Source organism: Pseudomonas sp. 05N36 (genome assembly GCF_056397385.1).
Genome location: NZ_JBFTNH010000002.1, coordinates 183,699 through 205,919, shown reverse-complemented (window position 1 = coordinate 205,919; position 22,221 = coordinate 183,699). Strand labels below are relative to the sequence as shown.

Sequence of the window (22,221 nt, the reverse complement as noted above, 5' to 3'; positions counted from 1 at the left end):
ATTTCCAATCACTTATTATTTTCTGGAAAAAAGCTGCTTTGCCCAATGATTTAGCATGCTGTAGCCGCTTTATTGGTCTTCGATCTCTCTGGTCTAGGTTGGAATTTTCCCGTTTTGATCCCGTATCTGCTCTGTCTTCCTGTTAGCAGTTCACAAAAGCCCTCGCCCGATATTGATAAGCGCTGCGGCGTAAACCTTTGTCGGCTGTCCAAAATTTATGGAGCGACGCTCATTGTCGTTTATGTCGGTAGGTTGTTGATGGCAGTTGAGAATTTACATTCGCGCTCGACTTCACCTGCTCGTGCCCCGGCGAAGGCCAATAAGTACAGCCCAAGGCGGCGCGTCTATTTCCATCACAGCGGGATGCTCCGTGGCTAATCGGACAATCGTAGGTAGGGCTGCGATTTTGGAGCGACAATATCCCTGGAGTTAAAATAATTTCGTTTAGGGCTTTTCAAATAATCCACCATGGGGCATTATTTTCTAGTGCCAGGGGTGAGTTTTGCTCTTCCCGGAATAAAACGAAGTGATGCCACGGAGAAAACCAAATGTACGCGACGAATGACGGACTGCCTATTCCTCTTTCTAATCAAGAGTCCCCACAAACCCTAGATAGCCTGGACAGTTTGGCGGATGCTGGGGATGTGAATGAGACGCCCTTTAACGTATTCATCGGACATAACCTAGGTCACCGGGTATTCACAATGTCCGTGCCTTTCCGAAAGTTTGCTGAAATCTCCGCTGTGTCAAACGATCGCGAGGCCGGCCCCGTTGCTCAGCGAGCTCTAGATGAAACCCATGCAAAGAAGCTGGCGGTTTACATGATCAAAGGTCTTGTTTCCGCTGCAAAACTGCATCGTGTTGCGACCGGCAAACCGGTTCCGGATGCTTTTGATTCTCTTCTCCGGCGTCTAGGCGAACAATCTTACTTCTCGCTACAGCCCCTCGTTTGTAACATTCGCGACGTGCCACCGGGTGGCGCTGGTACTGGCGGAATAAGGGGCGTGCGTCTGGAAACGAAAAATCATGAAACTGCTGGATTCAGAATTTTTCTTTCCGAGCGCCACGTTCTATGGGTTGTCGACGGGCAGCACCGCCGCCACGCTGCTGACCTGGTAATGACTTTTCTAGAACAGGTTCGGCAATCAGGAAAGTACCCTGGGAAAGGGGCAGTGCTTTTGGCGGAAAAAGGTAAGCCGGTTGATGAGGCTGAAATGCTTGTCTGGAACGAGGCGTATGGTGCTGCTCGTCAATTTGCCACGCTTACGGTGGAAGTTCACCTTGGCCTTGATATCGATCAGGAGCGCCAACTTTTTCATGATCTGAACCGCCTTGCCAAAAAGGTGGACTCGTCACTTGCTTTTCAGTTTGATGGATCAAACCCAATCACCCTGTTCATTAAGAAGAAGCTGCCCGAACATGGTATTTCTATCAGTGATACCGAGGCGAAAGATTGGTCTGAAGACCAAGGTCATCTGGTCCTCAAAGATCTTGTCGGAATCAATGCTATTGCCTTCCTCAATAAGGGTAACGTAGCTGGCGCCACACCATCAATTATTGAACCGAGAGAGGAAGTGATTCTAAACCTATGGAGTAAGATCACTGAGATACCTGATTTCGGTAGCTATCGTGCGAAGGAAAAGACATTGGTTGCACAGCCAGTTGTGATGAAAGCGCTCGCGAAACTTGCCTTCGACCTAAATTTTAACAACCGGCGCCCATCTAACTCAGAAGAACTGTATGCACAACTATTGGATAGGATCCCGAATGTTAATTTCGCGCACGATAATCCGATGTGGAACTATTACTCGCTTAGTGACAACGAGCGTGTCGCTGCGGGATTGGAAAGTTTGAAGGATTTCCTTCCTGAAGAGATTCCCGGTGTGAACCGAGACCTCGGCTCAATTCAGGGTGGTTTCATGCGATTTGGCGCGAAGCATAACGACATTTTTCCTATCCTTGCGGATATGATTCGTTGGGCCACTGGCCTTCCTAGTAGGCGCGCAGAGTGATGGTAGGGGCGGAGGTATACCTCCGCCTCCATTTTCAAAACTTACAAGAGTGGCTAGGAAGAAATAGGCGGCGACACCTATCGACCCAGGTTGTGTGAAAACGCATGCGCCATTTTTGAAGTCCGCGTTGCTACGTAAAATCTGCCAGCGTTTGGTTCAGCAGCAGACCGGAAATTTGCGTAGGAACGCGATTTTCGTTCCAGTCCTGACTTTCAAATCTGCTCTAAAACGTTTTCACACAGCCTGGACCAGTTTGTGCAGGTTAGTATCTCGAAGCATGCTGGTCAATTTCGATGCGCCTTTGTTAGATTCAATGCTAATGGGGAAGAGTGCGAGGGGATGGTCAGTGGAGTGCAATTTCGCCCCTGCCGAAAATATTCAACGATGAAGAAAAACATCATGAAAAAGCACTTATCCCCCTCCCGCCGACGCGCTCTGTGTGATTTTTTTGTGCAATTTCATAGGTAATGCAATCAGGGCGCTAGCCCTGGCTGGCCGTGGGGCTTGGCGGGCGACAGCCCATTTCATTCTGTGCAGGCTTGTGCAAAAAAATGCAAAGAGATTGCTGCGGCTGTGACCGGCCAGCAACGGCGTTTAAAACCACGAAAGCCAACGTGCATAGGGGGTAGGTTGGATTTTTATAAAATGAATCGCTCACATTTTTTGTGCATGTCTGCGAGTGCTTATCTGCTACTGAAAACCCTGTAAGCCAGGTGTGTTATGGCTTGCAGCCAATCTCACCGTGCTTTGGTAATTTCATTTCTTGTCGTGCAGTTGCTACCTGGTGCACCGATAAAAAAGCCCAGAAAAGAAGAAAGCCGCACAGAGGCGGCTTGTAAAAAGTACAGCAACAATCCATTGGTCTTGCGGTGCTTATGCCTTGCGGGCCTGCCTGAGCCTCATCAGATCGCCGGGTGTTTCCACCAATACTTCTCTATGGACCGTACTCGGCATTACGGCCAAGGTGGGGGCCTGTATGTCCCGTTCGGCACCGTTGAATAGCTTTTCAACTTCCTGGCCAAATGCCCTCCAGGTGAGTTCTTGAATTTTCGTCTGCCTTTCGCGTTGACCGTTGCACCTCGACAACGCCCCATCATGCTCATCAATACTTTTGAGAAATAACGCGCGCGACAGCGCAAAGAGTTCAAGAAGGCTTTCCCGCATACCTTCCTGTGTTAAAGCTTTTGCGAGAAGAGCTTGCCAGTAAGCTTTGTTGATCTCATCAGGAGCGTGCACTAACTTCATGCGAGCTTCAGCTAAGTTAATCATCAACTTACTCTGGGTGCTGCTTCGAGCGTCAGCTGTGAGTCGTAGCACTTCTGCCTCTTGCTGGAGTTTTCTGCCGCGCTCAATCTCTGAGTTGATCTCGGCCTGACTGGCATTTGGCTCACTGGCTAATTGTCGCCAAGCTCGGTCAGTTGCGTTGACTTGCGTATCCAGCATCGACGCTTGGCTTCTGAGTCGCTGATCCTCATGAACTATCTCTGAGAAGCGCTGCTGAACGTCAAGGTACGCATGTCTATTTAGCTCAAAGTGCGCCAGCCTCTCTTGCAAACTTGGGTCTAAATCGGTCCGTTCAATAGCAACAAGTGTCATATTTTTTACTTCGTATAGTTGTGGAAGATTGGGGGCGCTGAGAATTTCTGAGGTGTTGAGCAAGCTCAAGCTAAAGCACCTTTGGGGTAGGCCTTTGTTTGGGGCCCGAAGCGCGTCGATTTTTTATCGCGTTCAGTTTCTGGCTGAGCTTCTGTTTCACACTCATCAAGCTCAATTGCAGCCTGTTACTGCGAAATTGTGATCCCAGTGGAACGGACGCGCTGTAGTAAGCGGACTTGCTGGTACGTTTGGAAAAGTACAACTCCTGAGTACCAAGACTGGCGGGTTCATCGGTGACGGCCAGGCCTGTCATGTAAGCGCGTCCAGAGTTCGAAAAGTTGGGTGTGATTTCCACACTCGTAAACAGCTTTTGGCCCTCGTTGTTTAGCCTGAGCAACTGGGCATTCGGCTTCAGCTGCGCTTCTAAGGCCACCTGGCCTTTTTCCAGGTTGGGATCATCTTTGACAAGGCGCGTTGCGTAGACGGTGCCGTGGGCTCCCTTCCAGCGCTCATGTTCAACCCAAATGACGGCGGTGTAGGTCGACGTTCTGTAGGTTTCTGCGCAGTCGCGTAGGTCTTGTGGGGTGATCTCTCGACCATCGGCGGTGGGGCCGCTGAGGGCGACACGCTTCCAAGAGGAAACAAGTGAACGTGGCATGAAAGGGATCCTTGGTGTGGGTGAGTTGCGATAGCCTGAATTAACGACTAAAACACTATATGTAGTGTTAAATAGCAAATCATAATACCATATGTTGATTTTTTGGCTGCTGTGAATGGGGTGGAAAGTGCGGGTGTATTGCAAGGAGTGTGGTGAGAAAGCGCGAATTTCGTCGCGTGATGATGTGTCCCCATCGTTCGCCCGGCTCTACTGCCAGTGCCTGAACGTCAAGGACTGCGGTCACCGCTTCGTCATGACTCTGGCGTTCTCTCATGCGCTGGTTCCGGCAGCAGAGCCACTTGACCGGATGCTGTTCGACCGGCTGCATGCGCTTCCCCGTCAGCAGCAGCGTGAGATGTTTGAGCAGTTGGGCATATCGTCAGCGTGACAACGCTCTCGTATCGCTAAACAACAAAGCCCCGCCGGAAAACCGAGCGGGGCTTTTTCATTCAGATCTTTCAGTTATCCGTATGGAAGAGGTCAAAAGCTGCTCGCCAAGAGGTGGGGGCTTTAGGCCGCAGTTGTGTCTGATCGTCGTTCTGTCAACAAAAAAGTACGCCATCCCCTCATTGCATGTCTGGTTCAGAAAATCCGAGGGATTTAAGGATTTAAGGGCTAGCCCTTATAAACCAGGCCTTTCAGAGCCTTGTGACAATCCCTGTCTTTTTTTTCAGGGAATGGGGTAGATGGCCGTAGCCCTTATTGAACAGAGTTGTATTCCCTTATCCCTACTCTCGTATCTATTAAGGGATTGATGAAAGCCATGTAGTTCGTGGGCTGTTCCCTTATTCCCTTGTTCCCTCTGGAAGATGACACATCGGAGGACCATGTAGGTATGTGTCGCTTGACGAGCGTGTGCGCATTTGAATTCGGAATCTGAGTGTCCAAGGGCGCAGATAGTGGTGAGCGTCGCGGTCATCGGTAGCCGAAAGTAAGGGCTGAGTGCTAGGGAATGCCTGGCCACAGCAAGAAGGTGGCCAAGCATGAGGCTGGCTGTTCACTGACTAGCCCCGTCCTGTTCCAATTTCTTCGGGTCGACCACGTAGAAACGAGCATCGCCACCACCTGGCGTGTTGTAGCGTTTCATTGACCGTTTCTGATTTGCTTCAACGTCCACTTTGGCCAGAGCGTCAACCCCTTGGAGAGCACGAACAATTCGATTTCTGCCGAAGCCAATGGCGGCCTCTTCCAGTGCTGGTGCGTTGAACAGGTACAGACGTTTTCCCTGCTCAATCTCGTAGTAGCCCGCCCGATTGTGAACGGTTGCGTTTGGATGGGTGTCGTGCACACTGGAAAAGCGGCTGTCGCCGTGGCGGGCAATAAAGTGAGCGATACCGCGCAGAATCTGGCGGTCTTCAGCGTTACCGTCCCCGGCGGTTGAGAGCCATTCGTTGAACAAGAGACAACAGGCTTTTGTGGCTGTGCCTTCCGGCCAGTTAATCAGCTTACGACGGATGGCCAGTTCACCGGCCAGCGCCATAATTGCAAAACGATCAGCAACCCGACCAGCCTGTGAGCTATCGGTGCCAAAGGCTTCCCGCTCCTTCCGGAACGCACTGTGCAGATCCTCGGGCTGCTGAATCAGAGACTCCACAAATGCTGGACCAAGATGGCCATAGTGTTGTGACACGGCATCGTTAAGAGTCCGGTGAAACTCTTGTCCTGTCAGGCCATGTACATCATCGAAGGCACGATGGGTACGAGTACCGGCATTCACGTCGACCATGCGCAACTCGGCCCCCGCGTGCGCACTGCTGCCTCCGATGGCAGCATGGTCTGATAACGATCGTTCACCACTGGAGAGCGCGAGTACACGCCAGGTCAATTTGGCGCGTCCCTCGCGCTCGCGGGTCATTGTGCCTTTGCCCGTGCCGTTGGCGATGGCATACGCCATTTCCTGGACGCGCTTGGGATCAGCGCGCTTGATTTCGTCCAGGATCAACACGGTGTCATTGCGCGAAGCAGCCTCGATCTCGACACCGCCCTTCGACACGTCCCACGACGCTGCGAAGGCGCCAGGGTTGCCCCAAATTGACGCCGCCAAGAGCTGGGCGAGCGACTTGCCGCTTGATGAATCGCCCACCAGGTGAACGCCGCCGCCATTAACTCCTACCTTGGCGAGCAGAGGTCCAGCCAAGGCGCAGCAGACCGACAGAATCAACACGGGGTTGCCCAGGCAGCGTGTAGCAATCTCGGTTTGCCAGCCGCTGAGAGTCCCCTTGCAGGTGAATACGTTTATCGCCCGGCCAGAGTCCTGGAAACGCACGTTATCCCCGCCAATGACGCGAGAGGGCAGCACAAATGCCCCTGACTCATGCCAGCCGGGTTTAGTGGTGGTCGCGATCACCAACTCGGGCGATTGGTGGCTGGCCAGGTATGGAACGATCTGGCGTCGTTGGTGGTGCTCGATTACCAGGCCCCGACTCATCAAAACCTTCATGACCTCGTCGCCTTTTCCGGCCAGTGCTTCCATAGGCATGACCCACTCGATACGTCTTCCCCGGTGGCTGAAAGAGAGAAGCCGCCCAATGGTGCCGTCCTCTGAGTTAACCGTTTCAGCTTCAACGTTTAAAGGTGTGCAGATCCAGTGATCCACCGGAATAGCCTTTTCCTCGGGGCCACCTTGTTTTAGGCCGTGATACCAGGTGCCGGCCTTGTACGATTTGCCCTCGACATTGCAGGCGTGTTCGTAAACGGCAAAGCGTGGCCGCTCCAGCTTTTCAGGTGACGGCGCTTTAGGGTCGCCGACCAGGCTCAGGGTGGGATTTTTTTCGTGGGTGTTCATGGCTTGCGGCTCTCTCTGAATTGGCCGGTTAGCCAGAGGTATAGGTCGTTGAAGTCTGATAGGTCGGTCGGGGTGCCTTGAGGCCAGTCAGGAAATACCACAAGAGCGTCAGTCGCACGGGCGGCCTGGTTGGCGGCGGTCCTTCCAGGATTTCCTATTGTTTGGCGGTCATCATCACCAGCGATCACCAGTTCCAGGGTTTCGCCATAGCGCTCACGCATTGCCTTGGCGACTGGCTTGAGGTTGCCTGCGTTCATGGCGCAGACCACTGGACTCCCGGTGTTGCGGTGCAGGGTTGCGCCGGTGGCCCAGCCCTCGCAAACATACAGGCGACAGCCTTCGGAGATTTTGCCCAGGGGGGAGTAGCAACCTTGCACCCGGCCGCCCGATAGGAAGCGTTTACCGCCACCAGGTGTGATGGTCTGTAGGTTGACCAAGCGGCCATCGTGGCAGAGCGGGACCAATAAACGGCCATGGCCCAACTGACGTAGTTGATAGGGCTGTAGTCCCTTAGTCAGCAGGTACGTGTGTAGACGGTCGGCGGGCTTCGCCATTTTCCAAAGCTGCGCAGCCTGGCGAGCAGCGCCCAGGTGCTTTTCTTCCTGGAGTTGCTGTGCATGTAGAGCGGATGCTTTGCGCTCCTGTTCGGTCTGTCGGCGGCGGTCCTGGAGCTGCTGAGCATCGGCAGCCGTGAGGTCGAACAGGCCCAGGCGCAAGCGTTCGTCAATTTCCTTTGCTGCCTCCAGCTGACGGCAATTGCGCAGGTAGGCCAACAGCGATACCAAGTCGCCGCCGTGGGCGCTACTGTCGGCAAAGTCATTCCAGCGGCCAGTGTCGAGTGATACGCCGAAGGAGCCGGCTTGCCGGTCTCCACGGGCAATATTGGGCGCTACCCATTCGCGGCCTTTTCGCCCGCCTTTAGGGAGCCATTCAGGCAAAAGCGTTTCAGCAGCAGTCAAGGCGTGCTGGGCGGTTTGTCGTATCAGGTCAAGAGGGCTGGGCTTATTCATGAGCGCCTGCCTCCTGGTGCGATTCCAGCCGTGTCAGGTAGGTTTCTACCGCATTGATGTCCCAGCGTATTGCGCGTCCAAAGCGGATAGGTGCGGGGAAGCCCGATGTTGTAGACCAGCGCCACCATGTAGTACGACTGATCTGATAGCGAGCGCATAACTGCTGTGCTGTCGCCCATACAGACGTTGGGATGGCCGTAGTCATTGCGCATCTCCCAAAGCACGGGTGGCCCGTACAAAAGCGTGTTTGTCGTCGAGTGTGTAGGCAGTGTTCGGCTTAAGGCCGTTCTCACCGATGTAGCCGATAACGGTTCGATACCGTTCCGCTCGGCTGTCTCTGTACCTGAGCCGGATTTCGCCTTTCTCGCCGGCGGAAACGACGCCCTTAATTCCGGCGCTGGCCATCCCACTTGCCCCGGCTGAGGCCTGGCCATAGTCACCTGCGATGGCTGTCCCCCGGACTCCTGCAACGGCGTTGCTACAGTCCCGGACAGTGGCCACTCCACAATCTCCAACGATGGCTGTAGCGAACTCCCCGGCATAGGCTGTGCCGAAGTCTCCAGCGTGAGCCTTACCGCGATCCCCTACGACGGCGAAACCACTTTCCCCGGCAACGGCCTTACCGCTGTCTCCGGCAATCGCGGTGCCGTAGTTCCCAGCCTGGACACTCTGCTGGTCTCCGACTTGGTAATAGGTACGGACGGGAGCTGCATACCCGTCATGATTTATTTGTTTGACCTGGTGCTGGATACCAGAGGCTTTTTTCGGGCAAGCCGATCCCATCAGCGCATTACTGCGCACTTGAAAAATGATCATTGTGTTAAACCCGTCGAGTAAGTTGGGTTACGCGACCGTTATTAGCGGCCAAGAAAGGCGACAGAACTCTGAGATTGTTTATGCTCAGTCGTGGCCGGCTAATGGGTAGCAAACTACTCGGGGCCGCGTTGTTTCAGGCGAGTTGGAAGCAATGGCTTCACAGCTTCGGACAATGGCCATATGGGTGTTGTAGCGTTTGAGTCGAACGGATAAGGATGAGTTTGCGCGGAGGGCGCTCAGGGCCATGCGACGGTGAGCAAGTGCGCGAATTGCGGGCGGAGTGAGGGCGATCATGGATGGTGCTCCTAACGTAATGTTGGAGCTGCCACGTTCGTTACCAAGCGAATGGGTGGCAGCTGTACGCAGGTTGGTAAACCGGGACGTTAGGAACCCGGCAGACCCGAGGGTCTCCCACGCACAGCCGCCATAAAACGGATCTGCGGGCACAAAAAAAGCGCCTGCAATCATAATGGGGGCGCTGTTGCGCCTAACGTTCAACGGGTTACCAAGCCCGGTCGCTGAATTGGCAGCGACAGATGAACGATAGCCGCGCACGAACGAGTTTGCAACCCTTGGTCGAGCTGTTAGGCAAGTTGACATGGCTCAACCCTTCTGGTTGGTGAGGAACGCATCCACGGCCTCAGCATCCCAACGCAGGATGCGGCCAGCGCGAAGGGGAGTGGGGAAGTTCTCGGCTTTAGACCAGCGCCACCAGGTGGTGCGGCTGATCTGGTAGAGGGTGCAGAGTTGTTCTGTAGTGGCTCGGATACCTGCACGCGGCAGGTTTGGGCGTGGGGTGTTGTTGTCAGTGGATAGCGTCATTGCTTGATTACTCTAACGACGTACGGAAAAGCCGAGAGCGTGAAAGTGTTCGCGTCGATGGGAGGACATTGCATAGTCCGTCTCATGGCAATACAGTTTCATGGCAGGCCAAAAGCCCGCAAAGAAGCCCCTCAAAAAGCTTCGTCTCTCGGATCGTGTACTGGCTTATTGCGGTATGCAGGGGACGCTCCAACGTCCCTTTCCGAATCGGCCCCGGTACGGCAAATACCGGGGCTTTTTCTTGTCTGCTAGTTACCGATTTTGCTGATTTGCCCAATGTTCTGTGGTGTTTAGGGCGTCACGACATAACTCACCAGTACACACATGGTAGCGGGACGTTTCAGGCGCATTCAACACTAGGGCGTCGACAGATAGGGTGTTTGAACGGCCTGCTGACGTTAAAAGAGCTGCCCCGACGGACATATGGGACACATATGCATATATGCCCGGAAATGGTCACCGAACTACCGTTCGTCGGATTTTTTCCGTCGAGTTAGTAAAACGACATTGCTACTGGATTTGTCTCCCTTCGCTAAGGCATCCAAATATCGTCCCCATTGCTCCAGAGCGGCACGTTTTTCCGGTAGATAGGCGTATCGGTCGTAGTGCTTAGCTTGCACCCCACTGCGGCCATGCGACAGCAGCCAGGCGCGCACCTCCGAACTGATGCCCTGGTGCGCCATCAGGGTTTCGGCGGTAACACGGACGTTGCGGTAGGTGAAGAGGCGAGTCTTGCCAGCCTTTGCCAGCACCTGGCCCGCTTCGCTGAACGCTTTGATTATCGTTGAGGTGCTTGCGGTCGTGCCTTCTGAGAAGGAGAACGGGCCATCGCCTATGTGGTGCTCAACCATGGGGGCCATTATTTCGGCAATGCGCTTTGTGATAGGTAAGAGGTGCTCCCAGGCTTGATCTTTGCGCCCCTTAGAATCTAGGAGGCAAATGGTGTCTTCGGTAACGGCGTCCCAGGGCACGGCGCAGAGCTGGGTCATTCGCTGTCCGCCGAGGTAGATTAGGGCGTTGGCTATGCCCCGTTTAGGCTCGGGCAATTTGTCCAGGTAACGCAGCAGCTCGCCCATCTCCACGGGCGTCAATGATTCCGTATTGGCGCGCCTTGCTCCCTGCACGGACGGAACATCCCGAACAGGGTTGGCCTTTATGGCAAACACTTTACCGCTGCGCGCCATTCGTTCCGGGGAAAGGTGCGCTTTGACCGCGTGGCTGAAGGCCGCTTGCAGTGAAAGACGGAGGTTGTTGCAGATCGAGCGCATGTCGTTTGATGCGCCGCCAGCAGCATGGTTACCGACCCCCCGGCCCTTGGGTTTGCGTCCCAGTACGCCGGATAAGATGAGCTGGATATCCTCGGGCTCGATCAGGGCGGCGGGGCGCTGAATGAGGTCGGAGTGGTAGTCCTTGACGTGGGCCTTGAACTGGTTCGCTACAGCCCTATGGCTCACCTTTCCTGACTTCTCCAGGTGGGCGACGTAGCTGTCCAACAGATCGCCGAAGGTGCCGCGTCTCGCCTCAAGGGCGGCTTGCGCGGCCACCTGTGCCAGCTCTGCCGCTGCGGTGGCCTTCAGGGCCAATTGTTGTTCCAGGTATTGCTCCAGTCCACCGGCAGCGATTGACGCGGTAGCGACGCGCAGCGCCGCCAGTCGCATGGCGTCCAGATCCATTTCATTCGTTTCGGGGCGTGGATTTTTGGTCAAAGTGCCCAGTGCAATGCGCTTGTCCCCGGCGTTGGTGCGCTCGCGGTAGTAGCCGTTAATGAAACCCGCCGTCTTGCGTTCGAGTGTCAGGGTGCCTTTGCCACGGGATCCTATCGGTTCGGATTTCTTGCCCTTGACGTTGTAGGCTTCCATTTCTGTCAGTCGAATGCGCTTGGCCATTTTCCCGTTTGTTTCCCGTTTCGCATGAAAAGTCACGTTGTAAAGTGAAACACTGAGACAATAGAAGAACGCCTAAAACCCTAATAATCAAGGGCTTTATGGATATTGAGAGGTTTTCGGAATCACTATGAGAACGCAATGCTGAGGGTTTCCAACAATGTGCATCTGCCGGATGCCGAGATCGAATTGACCGCCATTCGTGCGCAAGGCGCGGGTGGGCTGAACGTCAACAAGGTCTCCAGCGCGGTGCACTTGCGCTTCGATATTCCGGCGTCATCCTTGCCGGAGTTCTACAAGGAACGCTTGCTGGCGCTGCGTGACAGTCGGATCACCAGCGACGGCGTGATCATCATCAAGGCCCAGCAATACCGCACGCAGGAAGCCAACCGCGCCGATGCGCTGGCGCGCCTGACCGAGTTGATCCTCAGCGCCACCAAGGTTGAAAAAAAGCGTCGTCCGACCAAGCCGACCCTGGGCTCGAAGAAGCGTCGGCTGGAGTCAAAAACCAAGCGCGGCTCGATCAAGGCCGGGCGCGGTAAAGTCGACTTCTAGCTCGCTTCGCGTTCCTCACGATACTTTTCGTTCAGGTGCAGTGGCGACTGTCGGTACAGATAGACGCTGAGCATCAGACCGCTCAAGGCGGTGAGGGCGGCGAACAGGAAGATCGAGGCAAAGCCGAATCCGGCTGCGATGGCGCCCGCCAACGGCCCGGTGATCCCCAGTGACAAGTCGATGAACAGCGAGTAAGCGCCGACTGCCGCGCCACGGCTGGAGGCGGGCACCAGATTCACTGCTTCCACGCCCAGCGCCGGGAACACCAGCGAGAAGCCGAACCCGCTCAGCGCCGCGCCCGCCAGTGCCCAGTGTGCATCTGGCGCCATCCACAACAGCAACAGGCCGAGGGTTTCGACCGACAGGCAGGCAATCGCCACGCGAAAACCGCCAAGGCGATTGATCAGGTTGCCGAACAGCAGGCGCGCGCCAATGAAACAGGCGCCGAACAGGCTCAGGCAGAGCACGGCGTTGTCCCAGTGTCGGGTGGCGTAATACAGGGTGATGAAGGTGGCGATGGTGCCGAAGCCGATCGAGCCCAGCGCCAGCCCACAGCCGTGGGGCAGCACCCGCCCCAGCACATGCATGAACGGCAGGCGTTCACCGGCAACAATCGGCGCCGCGGTTTTTGGCCAGGCCAGCAACAGCCCCAACGCTGCCAGCAGGAGAATGCTCACGCCCATGCTCCACAACCCCAAGTGATGAACCAGCAGCACGCCGAGCGGTGCGCCGACCGCCAGTGCGCCGTAACTGGCGATGCCGTTCCAGGAGATGACCTTGGCGGTATTCGCTGCACCGACCCGGCCGATGCCCCAACCAATCGATCCTGAACCGACCAGGCTTTCGGCGCTACCCAGCACCAGTCGGCCGATCAGCAGGCTGATCAGGCTCAAGGTCGGCAGGTTTTGCGTCCAGGCCGACAGCAGCATAAACACGCCGCTCAAGCCGCAACCGGCCAGGCCGATCATTACCGCGCGTTTGCTGCCCTGGTTGTCGATGATCCTTCCTGCGTACGGGCGGCTGAGCAGGGTGGCGAGGTATTGCACACTGATCACCAGGCCCGCGATCACCGCACCAAAGCCCAGGTCGCTGTGCACATAACCCGGCAAAACGGCCAAGGGGATGCCGATATTCAGATAGCCGATGAAGGTAAACAGGACGATGGAAACGACTTGCAGCGTGACCGCCATGGGGCGCTGAGGTTCTGGCATGGGAATGGGTCCACGGGACAGCAGGATAGATAGGCTGCTTATGATACCGGTGGTTGGATACGCAGAGGGGGAGAAATTGGCGCCGGGTGTCGGTCGTTGTGTTGCTGGCCGGAATCAGGATTTGGCGGGCGCGACCAATTGCGTTGTCACCAGTGCGGCGAGGGCGTTTTCCTGGCTGCCGAAGCGGGTCAGGAGCAGGGCTTGTTTCTCGGGTGTCAGGCGGTTCCAGACATCGATCATCTTTTCGGCAGTGCCGATCAGTACGCTGGCCTGGCTTTCGGTGAAGGTGTCACTCATGTGCGGGTCCTTGGTTCAGGCTGTGTGGAAAGCGCATGAATTAGCGCTTTCCACACGGTCTGGGTAGTGCTTTTTCAGTCTTCGCTGTCGGCCTTGCGGCTGCCAGTGGCTTCTTTCGGCTCGGGCTTATGGGCACCGGCTTGTTGCGGGGTTGTCTGCGCAGTTTCGTGCAGGCTTGGGAGGGGGAGATTAGGAATCTCGTGCATGTTGGTTGCTCCTCGCAAGGTCTGTTTTTAAATCGCTGTGTAGATCCGCGCTTTTAAAAAAGCCTGGGCAGGATACAGCAGGGGAGATGACAGAGAGGCTTTTATCTCCCTTTGTTGCGACGGATGGCCGCATGCGTTACCCGTGCTTTGAAGCATTTGTGGCGAGGGAGCTTGCTCCCGCTGGGCTGCGGAGCAGCCCCAAAAAGTAAGGTAATGAGTTTGTTCAGTTAAAGCTCGAATGCAGGCTTTTCGACCACTGCGTGCTCGAGCGGGAGCAAGCTCCCTCGCCACAAGGAGCCTGCCGGGGATTTACTTGCAGACGTCAGCGATTGCTTGCGCCAGCAAATCCAGACGTGTGGCATCAATCCCGGCGACGTTGGCACGACCGGAGCTGACCATGTACACGCTGTGGTGGTCGCGCAGGTTTTTCACCTGAGCCGGCGTCAAACCGGTGTAGGAAAACATCCCGCGTTGCACGCCGATATGCGCGAAGCGTTCGCCCAAACCGTGTGGCTCCAGCGCTTCCACCAGGCCCGAGCGCAACTGCGCGATGCGCAAGCGCATGGCTTCCACTTCATCGGCCCACAGCTGTTTCAGCTCCGGGTCGCCAAGGATGGTTGCCACCACGGCGGCGCCGTGATCCGGTGGTGTCGACCACAGGTTGCGGGCGATGTTGGCCAATTGGCTGCGGATATCCACCAGCTTTTCGGCATCCTTCGCGCAGACGATCAACGCGCCGGTGCGGTCGCGGTACAGGCCGAAGTTTTTCGAGCAGGAACTGGTGATCAGCAACTCAGGCAGTTCAGCGGCAAACAACCGCACCGCCCAGGCGTCCTGCTCCAGACCATCGCCAAAACCCTGATAAGCGAAGTCGATCAGTGGCAGCAGTTCGCGGCTGCGAACCACCTCCAGCACTCGGCGCCAGTCATCGTGGGCCAGGTCGAAACCGGTCGGGTTGTGGCAGCAGGCATGCAGCAGCACCACATCGCCCTTGGGAATCAGGTTCAGGGTCGCCAGCATCGCTTCGACATCGAGGCGATTGTCGCTGCCCACGTACGGGTAGTGGCTGACCTTGAGGCCGGCAGTGGCGTAGATGGTTTCGTGAATCGGCCACGTCGGGTTGCTCAGCCAGATGCCACGCCCCGGCAGGCATTGCGCAATGAAGTCGGCGCTCAGGCGCAAGGCGCCGGTGCCGCCCGGGGTTTGGGTTGCGCCGGCTCGTTGCTCGGCGATCAGCGCGGAGTCCGCGCCGAGCACCAGCTCATTGATCACTTTGCCGAAAGCCGGGTCACCGTGACCGCCGATGTAGGTCTTGGTGGTCTGACGATCCACCAGGCGCAGTTCGGCAAGTTTCACCGACTGCGGAATCGGGGTCAGGCCCTGGGCATCCTTGTAGACACCCACGCCAAGGTCAAATTTGCGCGGATTGCTGTCCTGCGCATAGGCCTCCATCAGGCCGAGGATCGGGTCGCCGGGTACTCGGCCGATGGCGTCGAAATGCATTATTTGCGGCCCTCGGCGTCTTTGGCCACTTCGTCAGTGCGCGCGGCCATGATGAAGTCGTTGCGGTGCAGGCCTTTGATCGAGTGGCTCCACCAGGTCACGGTGACTTTGCCCCATTCGGTGAGCAGGCCTGGGTGGTGGCCTTCGGCCTCGGAGATTTCACCCACGGCATTGGTAAAGGCCAGGGCGAATTTGAAATTCTTGAACAGGAAGACTTTTTCCAGCTGCATCACGCCATCGCGAACTTCGATGTTCCAGTCAGGGATCTGCTTGATCAGTAGCGGCAGTTCTTCGTCGCTGACTTGTGGGGCATCGGCACGGCAGGCTTCGCAATGGGCTTGGTTCAGAGCGTTCATGGTGGGTTCCTGAATTCAGTTCTTGTTAGACGTTACTATTTTTTGAGTGGCGCCGCGACTGCGGCGCTCTCAGGCCGCCTTGGGTTTAGGCGGAAACTTGGGTGCGTGCAGCCCCAGCTGCATGCCTTGATGGACCATGCCCATGATGTCCTCGTGGGCCAGATCGAACAGGCGCTTGAGGTTGGGCAGGACAAAGTACAGCGGTTGCAGGATGTCGATGCGATACGGCGTGCGCATCGCCTCCAGCGGATCAAAGGCTTGATGCTCCGGCTCGCCGGACAGGCTGTACACGGTTTCTTTCGGCGAGGAGAGGATGCCGCCACCGTAGATGCGTTTGCCGTCCGGGGTGTCGACCAGGCCAAACTCGATGGTCATCCAGTACAGGCGCGCCAGATAGACACGTTCTTCCTTGGAAGCCTGTAGGCCGAGTTTGCCGTAGGTGTGAGTGAATTCGGCGAACCAGGGGTTGGTCAGCAGCGGGCAGTGCCCAAAGATCTCGTGGAAAATGTCCGGCTCTTGCAGGTAATCCAGTTCTTCGCGAGTACGAATAAAGGTCGCGACCGGAAACTGCTTGCTGGCCAGCAATTCAAAGAAGGTCTGGAACGGAATCAGCGCCGGCACCCGGGCGACTTGCCAGCCGGTGGTCTCGCCGAGGACTTTGTTGATTTCGTCGAGTTGCGGAATGCGGTCATGGGGCAGGCCGAGTTTTTCGATGCCGTCCATGTATTCCTGGCATGCACGACCCTCGAGCACTTTCAGCTGGCGAGTGATCAGCGTATCCCACACTGCATGTTCTTCAGCGGTGTAGTGAATAAAACCTTGCGCATCGGGCTCGCGGGCCACGTATTGCGTCTGCTTCATGCTGCTCTCCTGCAAAGGGATACGTTCTTGTTATGTCTGTTGCCTATGGACCTAGAAATAACCCCAAGTGTGAGATTTTGCAGCAGGGTTTGGGTGTTGTACGTAGGAGAAATCATGGTTTTTCGTAAACTATTCGTTACGGATTGACGGCTATGGCGCAAGTATTGAGATTTCCGGGTTTGAAAAGGCCTTGAGCTGTCACATAATCTTGACGACAAACTTCGCGCCTCGGCAGAAAAAACCTCGCCACGCGCCTCATTTACCATCGTTCAGGCCTTTATATGCGTATCAAAGTCCACTGCCAGAACCGCATCGGTATCCTGCGCGACATTCTCAACCTGCTGGTGGAGTACGGGATCAACGTCGCCCGGGGTGAGGTCGGCGGCGAGCATGGCAACGCGATCTACCTGCATTGTCCGAACCTGATCAACCTTCAGTTCCAGGCACTGCGTCCGAAGTTCGAGGCCATCACCGGTGTGTTTGGCGTCAAGCGCGTAGGGCTGATGCCCAGCGAGCGTCGGCACATGGAGCTGAATGCCTTGCTCGGCGCGCTGGAGTTTCCGGTGCTGTCGATCGACATGGGCGGTTCGATCGTCGCGGCCAACCGCGCCGCCGCGCAATTGCTCGGGGTGCGGGTGGACGAGGTGCCGGGTATTCCCTTGTCGCGGTATGCCGAGGACTTCGATTTGCCGGAGCTGGTGCGCGCCAACAAATCGCGGATCAATGGCTTGCGGGTCAAGGTCAAGGGCGATGTGTTCCTGGCCGATATCGCGCCGTTGCAATCGGAGCATGACGAAAGCGAGGCCATGGCCGGTGCGGTACTGACGTTGCACCGGGCGGACCGGGTCGGCGAACGCATCTATAACGTGCGCAAGCAGGAGTTGCGCGGTTTCGACAGTATTTTTCAAAGCTCCAAAGTCATGGCCGCGGTGGTGCGTGAAGCGCGGCGCATGGCGCCACTGGATGCGCCGCTGCTGATCGAGGGCGAGACCGGCACCGGTAAAGAACTGTTGGCGCGCGCCTGCCACCTGGCCAGCCCGCGCGGGCAGTCGCCGTTGATGGCGCTCAATTGCGCCGGGCTGCCGGAGTCGATGGCCGAGACCGAACTGTTCGGTTATGGCCCGGGTGCGTTCGAAGGGGCGCGGGCCGAAGGCAAGCTCGGGCTGCTGGAGCTGACGGCGGGCGGTACGTTGTTTCTCGATGGTGTCGGGGAAATGAGCCCGCGCTTGCAGGTGAAGTTGCTGCGGTTTTTGCAGGACGGTTGCTTCCGCCGGGTCGGCAGCGATGAAGAGGTTTACCTGGATGTGCGGGTGATCTGCGCCACTCAGGTCGATTTGTCCGAACTGTGTGCCAGCGGTGAATTTCGTCAGGATCTTTACCATCGCTTGAATGTGCTTTCACTGCACATCCCTCCGCTGCGCGAATGCCTTGATGGCCTGACGCCGCTGGTCGAGCACTTCCTCGATCAGGCCAGTCGGCAGATCGGTTGTCCGCTGCCGAAGCTGGCACCGGCGGCGATGGAGCGGCTCAGCCATTACCACTGGCCGGGCAACGTCCGGCAGTTGGAGAACGTGCTGTTTCAGGCGGTTTCGTTGTGTGACGGCGGCACGGTCAAGGCAGAGCATATTCGCCTGCCGGATTACGGCGTGCGCCAGCCTCTGGGGGATTTCTCGCTGGAAGGCGGGCTGGACGAGATTGTCGGGCGCTTCGAAAAGGCCGTGCTGGAGCGACTGTATGCCGAGTACCCGAGCAGTCGCCTGCTGGGCAAGCGCCTCGGGGTTTCTCATACCACTATCGCCAACAAACTGCGTGAATACGAAGTCGGCAAAAGCGAAAGCGGCCAAGAGTAAATATACCCCCGTAGCAGCTGGCGCAGCCTGCGTTCGGCTGCGCAGCAGTCGTAAACCAGACGCCGAGGTGTATCAGGTTAATCGTGCAGGCAAGATTGGCGACTGCTGCGCAGCCGAACGCAGGCTGCGCCAGCTGCTACGGGAGTTTCATAAGCCGAAGGGTTGCGCGCAGGCCGAGACTTGCCATTCAGCGGCATAACCGCGCCGGTTTTTCGTCTTTGACACAATTACCCATTCCCCTCCAATTCCTCTCAAGTCCTTTGTTTAGAGGGCTTTGAACCTCTGTGTAGAAGTTGGTCTGCAAATTGCTTGAGGCTCAGCAGTACAGCGGTGGGCGGCAAACGTCCGACATGCAGAGGAAAGACTGTGGACAAGTACCTTTATGTGGCAATGACCGGCGCCAGCCAGAACGCACTGGCGCAAAAGGCTCATGCCAACAACCTGGCGAACATCTCCACCAACGGTTTTCAGAAAGACCTGGAGCAGGCGCGGTCGATGCCGGTGTTTGGCGACAGCTTTCCGGCGCGAGCGTTTGCCCTGTCCGAACGTCCGGCCACCGACTTCTCTCCTGGCTCGATGATTGAAACCGGTCGCGATCTCGATGTGGCGGTCCAGGGCAACGGCTGGATTGCCGTACAGAATCCGGGTGGTGGTGAAAGCTATGTGCGCACCGGCAGCCTGAATGTCGACGCCCTGGGCGTGTTGCGCGCCGGCAACGGCATGCCGGTCATGGGCAACGGTGGTCCGATTGCCGTGCCGCCCGAGCAGAAAATCGAAGTCGGTCAGGACGGCACCATCAGCATTCGGTCAATGGGTGAAGGCCCGCGCGTCATGGCAGAAATTGACCGCATCAAGCTGGTCAACCCGGACATCAAGAACATGACCAAAGGTCTGGACGGTTCGATCCACACCGCAGACGGCAAGCCGGCACCGGCCGATGCCAACGTCCAGCTGGTGTCGGGCTTCCTTGAGTCGAGCAACGTCAACGCCGTTGAAGAGATGACCTCGGTGCTGGCCTTGTCCAAGCAGTTCGAGCTGCACATCAAGATGATGAACACCGCCAAAGACGACGACCAGGCCATGGCTCGGGTCTTGCAGATCAGCTAATTATCAGAACGTCGCGCCGTAAAACAGGCGCACGAGGAGAATTGAATGCTTCCGGCTCTATGGGTTGCCAAAACAGGCCTGTCCGCCCAGGACACCAACCTGACGACTATTTCCAACAACCTGGCGAACGTATCGACCACGGGTTTCAAGCGTGACCGTGCCGAGTTTCAGGACCTGTTGTACCAGATCAAGCGTCAGCCAGGCGCCCAGTCGACCCAGGACAGCGCACTGCCGTCGGGTCTGCAATTGGGTACCGGTGTACGCATTGTCGGCACTCAGAAAAACTTCACCGCCGGTAGCCTGCAAACGACCGACCAGCCGCTGGACATGGCGGTCGACGGTCGCGGTTTCTTCCAGATCCGGCAGCCGGACGGCACAACCGCCTATACCCGTGACGGTACGTTCCACCTGGACTCCAATGGCCAGATTGTCAACGCCAGCGGCTTTGCCCTGGAACCGGCCATCGTCATTCCGAACAACGCACAGACCTTCACGGTCGGTCGTGACGGCACCGTGTCGATCACCATTCCAGGCGCCGCCGCTGCACAAGTGATCGGCAACCTGCAAACCGCCGACTTCATCAACCCGGCCGGTCTGCAGTCCATGGGTAACAACCTGTTCCAGGAGACCGCCGCCAGTGGTGCGCCGCAAGTCGGTACGCCGGGCCTGAACGGTTTTGGTACCACGCTGCAGAACACCCTGGAAACGTCCAACGTCAGTACCGTTGAAGAGATGGTCAACATGATCACCACTCAACGCGCCTACGAGATGAACTCCAAGGTGATTTCTACCGCCGACCAGATGCTCTCGTTCGTAACGCAGAATCTGTAACCAAGTCTATGAGGCGGCATGCAGCCGCCTGCAACACCGTGAGGTAGGGTCATGAATCGCTTTGTATCTGTTCTCGCATTGAGTGGGATCGCCGTGCTCGCGGGCTGTGTCGGCCCGACGCCGAAGCCCAATGACCCCTACTACGCGCCCGTGTTGCCTCGTACACCGCTGCCGGCAGCGGCAAACAACGGCTCGATCTATCAGGCCGGTTTCGAGCAGAACCTGTACAGCGACCGCAAGGCATTCCGGGTCGGTGACATCATCACCATCACCCTGAACGAGAAGACCCAGGCCAGTAAAAACGCCAACTCCCAGGTGGACAAGACCAGCAAGACCGGACTCGGTCTGACCTCGTTGTTCGGTGGCACCCCGGCCACCAACAGCCCTCTGAGTTTGAATGCCAGCTACAACGGTGACCGCGCCACCAAGGGTGACAGCAAGGCAGGGCAGGGCAACAGCCTGGTCGGTTCGATCACCGTCACTGTTGCCGACGTGCTGCCCAACGGCATCATTGCCGTGCGTGGCGAGAAGTGGATGACCCTCAACACCGGTGATGAGCTGGTACGCATTGCCGGCCTGGTCCGGGCGGACGATATCGCGACCGATAACACGGTGCCGTCGACGCGTATCGCTGATGCGCGCATCACCTATTCGGGCACCGGTTCGTTTGCCGACGCGAGTCAGCCAGGCTGGTTCGACCGTTTCTTCTTAAGCCCGTTGTTCCCTTTCTAGGTGATGAAACGACTCATGTTTAATTTCAAACACCTGATGGCGGCCGTGTTGTTGCTGTCCACCTCCCTCGGCGTTCAAGCCGAGCGGTTGAAGGACATCGCCAGTATTTCGGGCGTGCGTTCCAACCAATTGATCGGCTACGGCCTGGTCGTCGGGCTTAACGGCACGGGTGACCAGACCACGCAAACCCCGTTCACCCTGCAGACCTTCAACAACATGCTCTCGCAGTTCGGCATCAAGGTGCCGCCCGGCTCCGGCAACGTGCAGTTGAAGAACGTCGCGGCGGTGTCGGTCAGTGCCGATTTGCCAGCGTTCGCCAAGCCGGGTCAGCAGGTCGACATCACCGTATCCTCGATCGGCAACTCCAAGAGCCTGCGCGGCGGCACCCTGCTGCTGACGCCGCTCAAGGGTATCGACGGTAACGTCTATGCGATCGCCCAGGGCAACCTGGTGGTCGGTGGTTTTGATGCTGAAGGCCGCGACGGTTCGAAGATCACCGTCAACGTTCCGTCGGCCGGTCGCATCCCGGGTGGTGCTTCGGTCGAGCGTTCGGTGCCGAGCGGTTTCAATCAGGGCAACAGCCTGACCCTGAACCTCAATCGCTCCGACTTCACCACCGCCAAGCGCGTGGTCGACAAGATCAACAACATGCTCGGCCCTGGTGTTGCACAGGCGATTGATGGCGGTTCGATCCGCGTCACCGCGCCGCTCGACCCGAGCCAGCGCGTCGATTACCTGTCGATCCTGGAAAACCTCGAAGTCGATCCGGGCCAGGCGGTGGCCAAGGTCATCATCAACTCGCGGACCGGCACTATCGTGATCGGTCAGAACGTCAAGGTTTCACCGGCCGCCGTGACTCACGGCAGCCTGACCGTGACCATCACCGAAGACCCGATCGTCAGTCAGCCAGGGCCTTTGTCCAATGGTCAGACGGCAGTCGTGCCGCGCTCCCGGGTCAATGCCCAGCAAGAAGCCAAGCCGATGTTCAAGTTTGGTCCTGGCACCACGCTGGACGAGATTGTCCGTGCGGTGAATCAGGTCGGCGCGGCGCCGGGTGACTTGATGGCGATCCTTGAAGCATTGAAGCAGGCTGGCGCGCTGCAAGCCGACCTGATTGTGATCTGATATGG

General features: G+C 57.1%; 20 protein-coding genes and 1 pseudogene. 8 read left to right on the top strand and 13 right to left on the bottom strand.

The window, feature by feature from the left end:
- The first annotated feature begins 548 nt into the window (after window positions 1-548).
- Window positions 549-2,012, top strand: a complete 1,464-nt coding sequence (locus AC1DIH_RS04015; protein WP_477770677.1) for a DNA sulfur modification protein DndB — start codon at window positions 549-551, stop codon at window positions 2,010-2,012.
- Between the two features lie 873 nt (window positions 2,013-2,885).
- Here AC1DIH_RS04015 and AC1DIH_RS04010 read toward each other — a convergent pair.
- A complete protein-coding gene (locus AC1DIH_RS04010) occupies window positions 2,886-3,677 on the bottom strand; it encodes a hypothetical protein (RefSeq protein ID WP_477770676.1) in 792 nt (263 codons plus the stop codon).
- Window positions 3,678-3,807: 130 nt separating this feature from the next.
- A pseudogene (locus tag AC1DIH_RS04005) lies at window positions 3,808-4,266 on the bottom strand (GPO family capsid scaffolding protein); the annotation flags it as partial.
- 115 nt (window positions 4,267-4,381) lie between these two features.
- On the opposite strand from AC1DIH_RS04005, the gene AC1DIH_RS04000 reads away from it, so the two are divergent.
- Window positions 4,382-4,654, top strand: coding sequence for an ogr/Delta-like zinc finger family protein (locus AC1DIH_RS04000; protein ID WP_477770675.1), 273 nt, complete (start codon window positions 4,382-4,384; stop codon window positions 4,652-4,654).
- A 609-nt stretch (window positions 4,655-5,263) separates the two neighbouring features.
- On the opposite strand, the gene AC1DIH_RS03995 is transcribed toward AC1DIH_RS04000, so the two are convergent.
- The 5 genes from AC1DIH_RS03995 to AC1DIH_RS03975 form a co-directional block, all read right to left on the bottom strand.
- Window positions 5,264-7,051 carry a DUF927 domain-containing protein gene (locus tag AC1DIH_RS03995; protein ID WP_477770674.1) on the bottom strand — a complete coding sequence of 596 codons (1,788 nt, stop codon included), beginning with the start codon at window positions 7,049-7,051 and terminating at the stop codon, window positions 5,264-5,266.
- Complete coding sequence (locus tag AC1DIH_RS03990) at window positions 7,048-8,061, bottom strand: toprim domain-containing protein (RefSeq protein WP_477770673.1); 1,014 nt, start codon at window positions 8,059-8,061, stop codon at window positions 7,048-7,050. Before AC1DIH_RS03990 ends, AC1DIH_RS03995 begins: the two co-directional genes overlap by 4 nt.
- 201 nt (window positions 8,062-8,262) lie before the next feature.
- Complete coding sequence (locus AC1DIH_RS03985) at window positions 8,263-8,877, bottom strand: hypothetical protein (protein ID WP_477770672.1); 615 nt, start codon at window positions 8,875-8,877, stop codon at window positions 8,263-8,265.
- Between the two features lie 603 nt (window positions 8,878-9,480).
- On the bottom strand, window positions 9,481-9,699 hold the full coding sequence (locus AC1DIH_RS03980; RefSeq protein ID WP_477770671.1) for a helix-turn-helix transcriptional regulator: 219 nt from the start codon (window positions 9,697-9,699) through the stop codon (window positions 9,481-9,483).
- 464 nt (window positions 9,700-10,163) lie between these two features.
- Complete coding sequence (locus AC1DIH_RS03975) at window positions 10,164-11,585, bottom strand: tyrosine-type recombinase/integrase (RefSeq protein ID WP_477770670.1); 1,422 nt, start codon at window positions 11,583-11,585, stop codon at window positions 10,164-10,166.
- Window positions 11,586-11,723: 138 nt separating this feature from the next.
- On the opposite strand from AC1DIH_RS03975, the gene arfB reads away from it, so the two are divergent.
- A complete protein-coding gene (arfB, locus tag AC1DIH_RS03970; RefSeq protein ID WP_477770669.1) occupies window positions 11,724-12,137 on the top strand; it encodes an alternative ribosome rescue aminoacyl-tRNA hydrolase ArfB in 414 nt (137 codons plus the stop codon).
- Here the strand turns inward: arfB and AC1DIH_RS03965 are convergent.
- The 6 genes from AC1DIH_RS03965 to phhA all read right to left on the bottom strand — a co-directional run bounded on the left by AC1DIH_RS03965 (window position 12,134) and on the right by phhA (window position 16,571).
- Window positions 12,134-13,348 (bottom strand): MFS transporter, encoded by a 1,215-nt coding sequence (locus AC1DIH_RS03965; protein WP_477770668.1) that lies wholly within the window; start codon window positions 13,346-13,348, stop codon window positions 12,134-12,136. The genes arfB and AC1DIH_RS03965 overlap by 4 nt on opposite strands.
- A 114-nt stretch (window positions 13,349-13,462) precedes the next feature.
- Window positions 13,463-13,645: a hypothetical protein gene (locus AC1DIH_RS03960; protein WP_019692413.1), complete on the bottom strand. Its 183-nt coding sequence runs from the start codon at window positions 13,643-13,645 to the stop codon at window positions 13,463-13,465.
- 74 nt (window positions 13,646-13,719) lie between these two features.
- Window positions 13,720-13,851 (bottom strand): hypothetical protein, encoded by a 132-nt coding sequence (locus AC1DIH_RS03955; RefSeq protein ID WP_477770667.1) that lies wholly within the window; start codon window positions 13,849-13,851, stop codon window positions 13,720-13,722.
- Window positions 13,852-14,160: 309 nt separating this feature from the next.
- On the bottom strand, window positions 14,161-15,354 hold the full coding sequence (locus AC1DIH_RS03950) for an amino acid aminotransferase (RefSeq protein ID WP_477770666.1): 1,194 nt from the start codon (window positions 15,352-15,354) through the stop codon (window positions 14,161-14,163).
- Complete coding sequence (locus AC1DIH_RS03945; protein WP_477770665.1) at window positions 15,354-15,710, bottom strand: 4a-hydroxytetrahydrobiopterin dehydratase; 357 nt, start codon at window positions 15,708-15,710, stop codon at window positions 15,354-15,356. Before AC1DIH_RS03945 ends, AC1DIH_RS03950 begins: the two co-directional genes overlap by 1 nt.
- Window positions 15,711-15,779: 69 nt before the next feature.
- Window positions 15,780-16,571: a phenylalanine 4-monooxygenase gene (gene phhA / locus AC1DIH_RS03940; RefSeq protein WP_477770664.1), complete on the bottom strand. Its 792-nt coding sequence runs from the start codon at window positions 16,569-16,571 to the stop codon at window positions 15,780-15,782.
- A gap of 281 nt (window positions 16,572-16,852) precedes the next feature.
- On the opposite strand from phhA, the gene AC1DIH_RS03935 reads away from it, so the two are divergent.
- The 5 genes from AC1DIH_RS03935 (at window position 16,853) to AC1DIH_RS03915 (ending at window position 22,216) form a co-directional block, all read left to right on the top strand.
- Window positions 16,853-18,421, top strand: a complete 1,569-nt coding sequence (locus tag AC1DIH_RS03935) for a sigma-54-dependent transcriptional regulator (protein ID WP_477770663.1) — start codon at window positions 16,853-16,855, stop codon at window positions 18,419-18,421.
- A gap of 366 nt (window positions 18,422-18,787) precedes the next feature.
- Entirely contained in the window at window positions 18,788-19,528 is a 741-nt protein-coding gene (locus AC1DIH_RS03930) for a flagellar basal body rod protein FlgF (protein ID WP_477770662.1), read from the top strand.
- 45 nt (window positions 19,529-19,573) lie between these two features.
- Window positions 19,574-20,359: a flagellar basal-body rod protein FlgG gene (flgG, locus tag AC1DIH_RS03925; protein ID WP_477770661.1), complete on the top strand. Its 786-nt coding sequence runs from the start codon at window positions 19,574-19,576 to the stop codon at window positions 20,357-20,359.
- A 51-nt stretch (window positions 20,360-20,410) separates the two neighbouring features.
- Window positions 20,411-21,091 (top strand): flagellar basal body L-ring protein FlgH, encoded by a 681-nt coding sequence (flgH, locus tag AC1DIH_RS03920; protein ID WP_477770660.1) that lies wholly within the window; start codon window positions 20,411-20,413, stop codon window positions 21,089-21,091.
- 15 nt (window positions 21,092-21,106) lie between these two features.
- Window positions 21,107-22,216 carry a flagellar basal body P-ring protein FlgI gene (locus AC1DIH_RS03915; protein WP_477770659.1) on the top strand — a complete coding sequence of 370 codons (1,110 nt, stop codon included), beginning with the start codon at window positions 21,107-21,109 and terminating at the stop codon, window positions 22,214-22,216.
- Window positions 22,217-22,221: the final 5 nt, after the last annotated feature.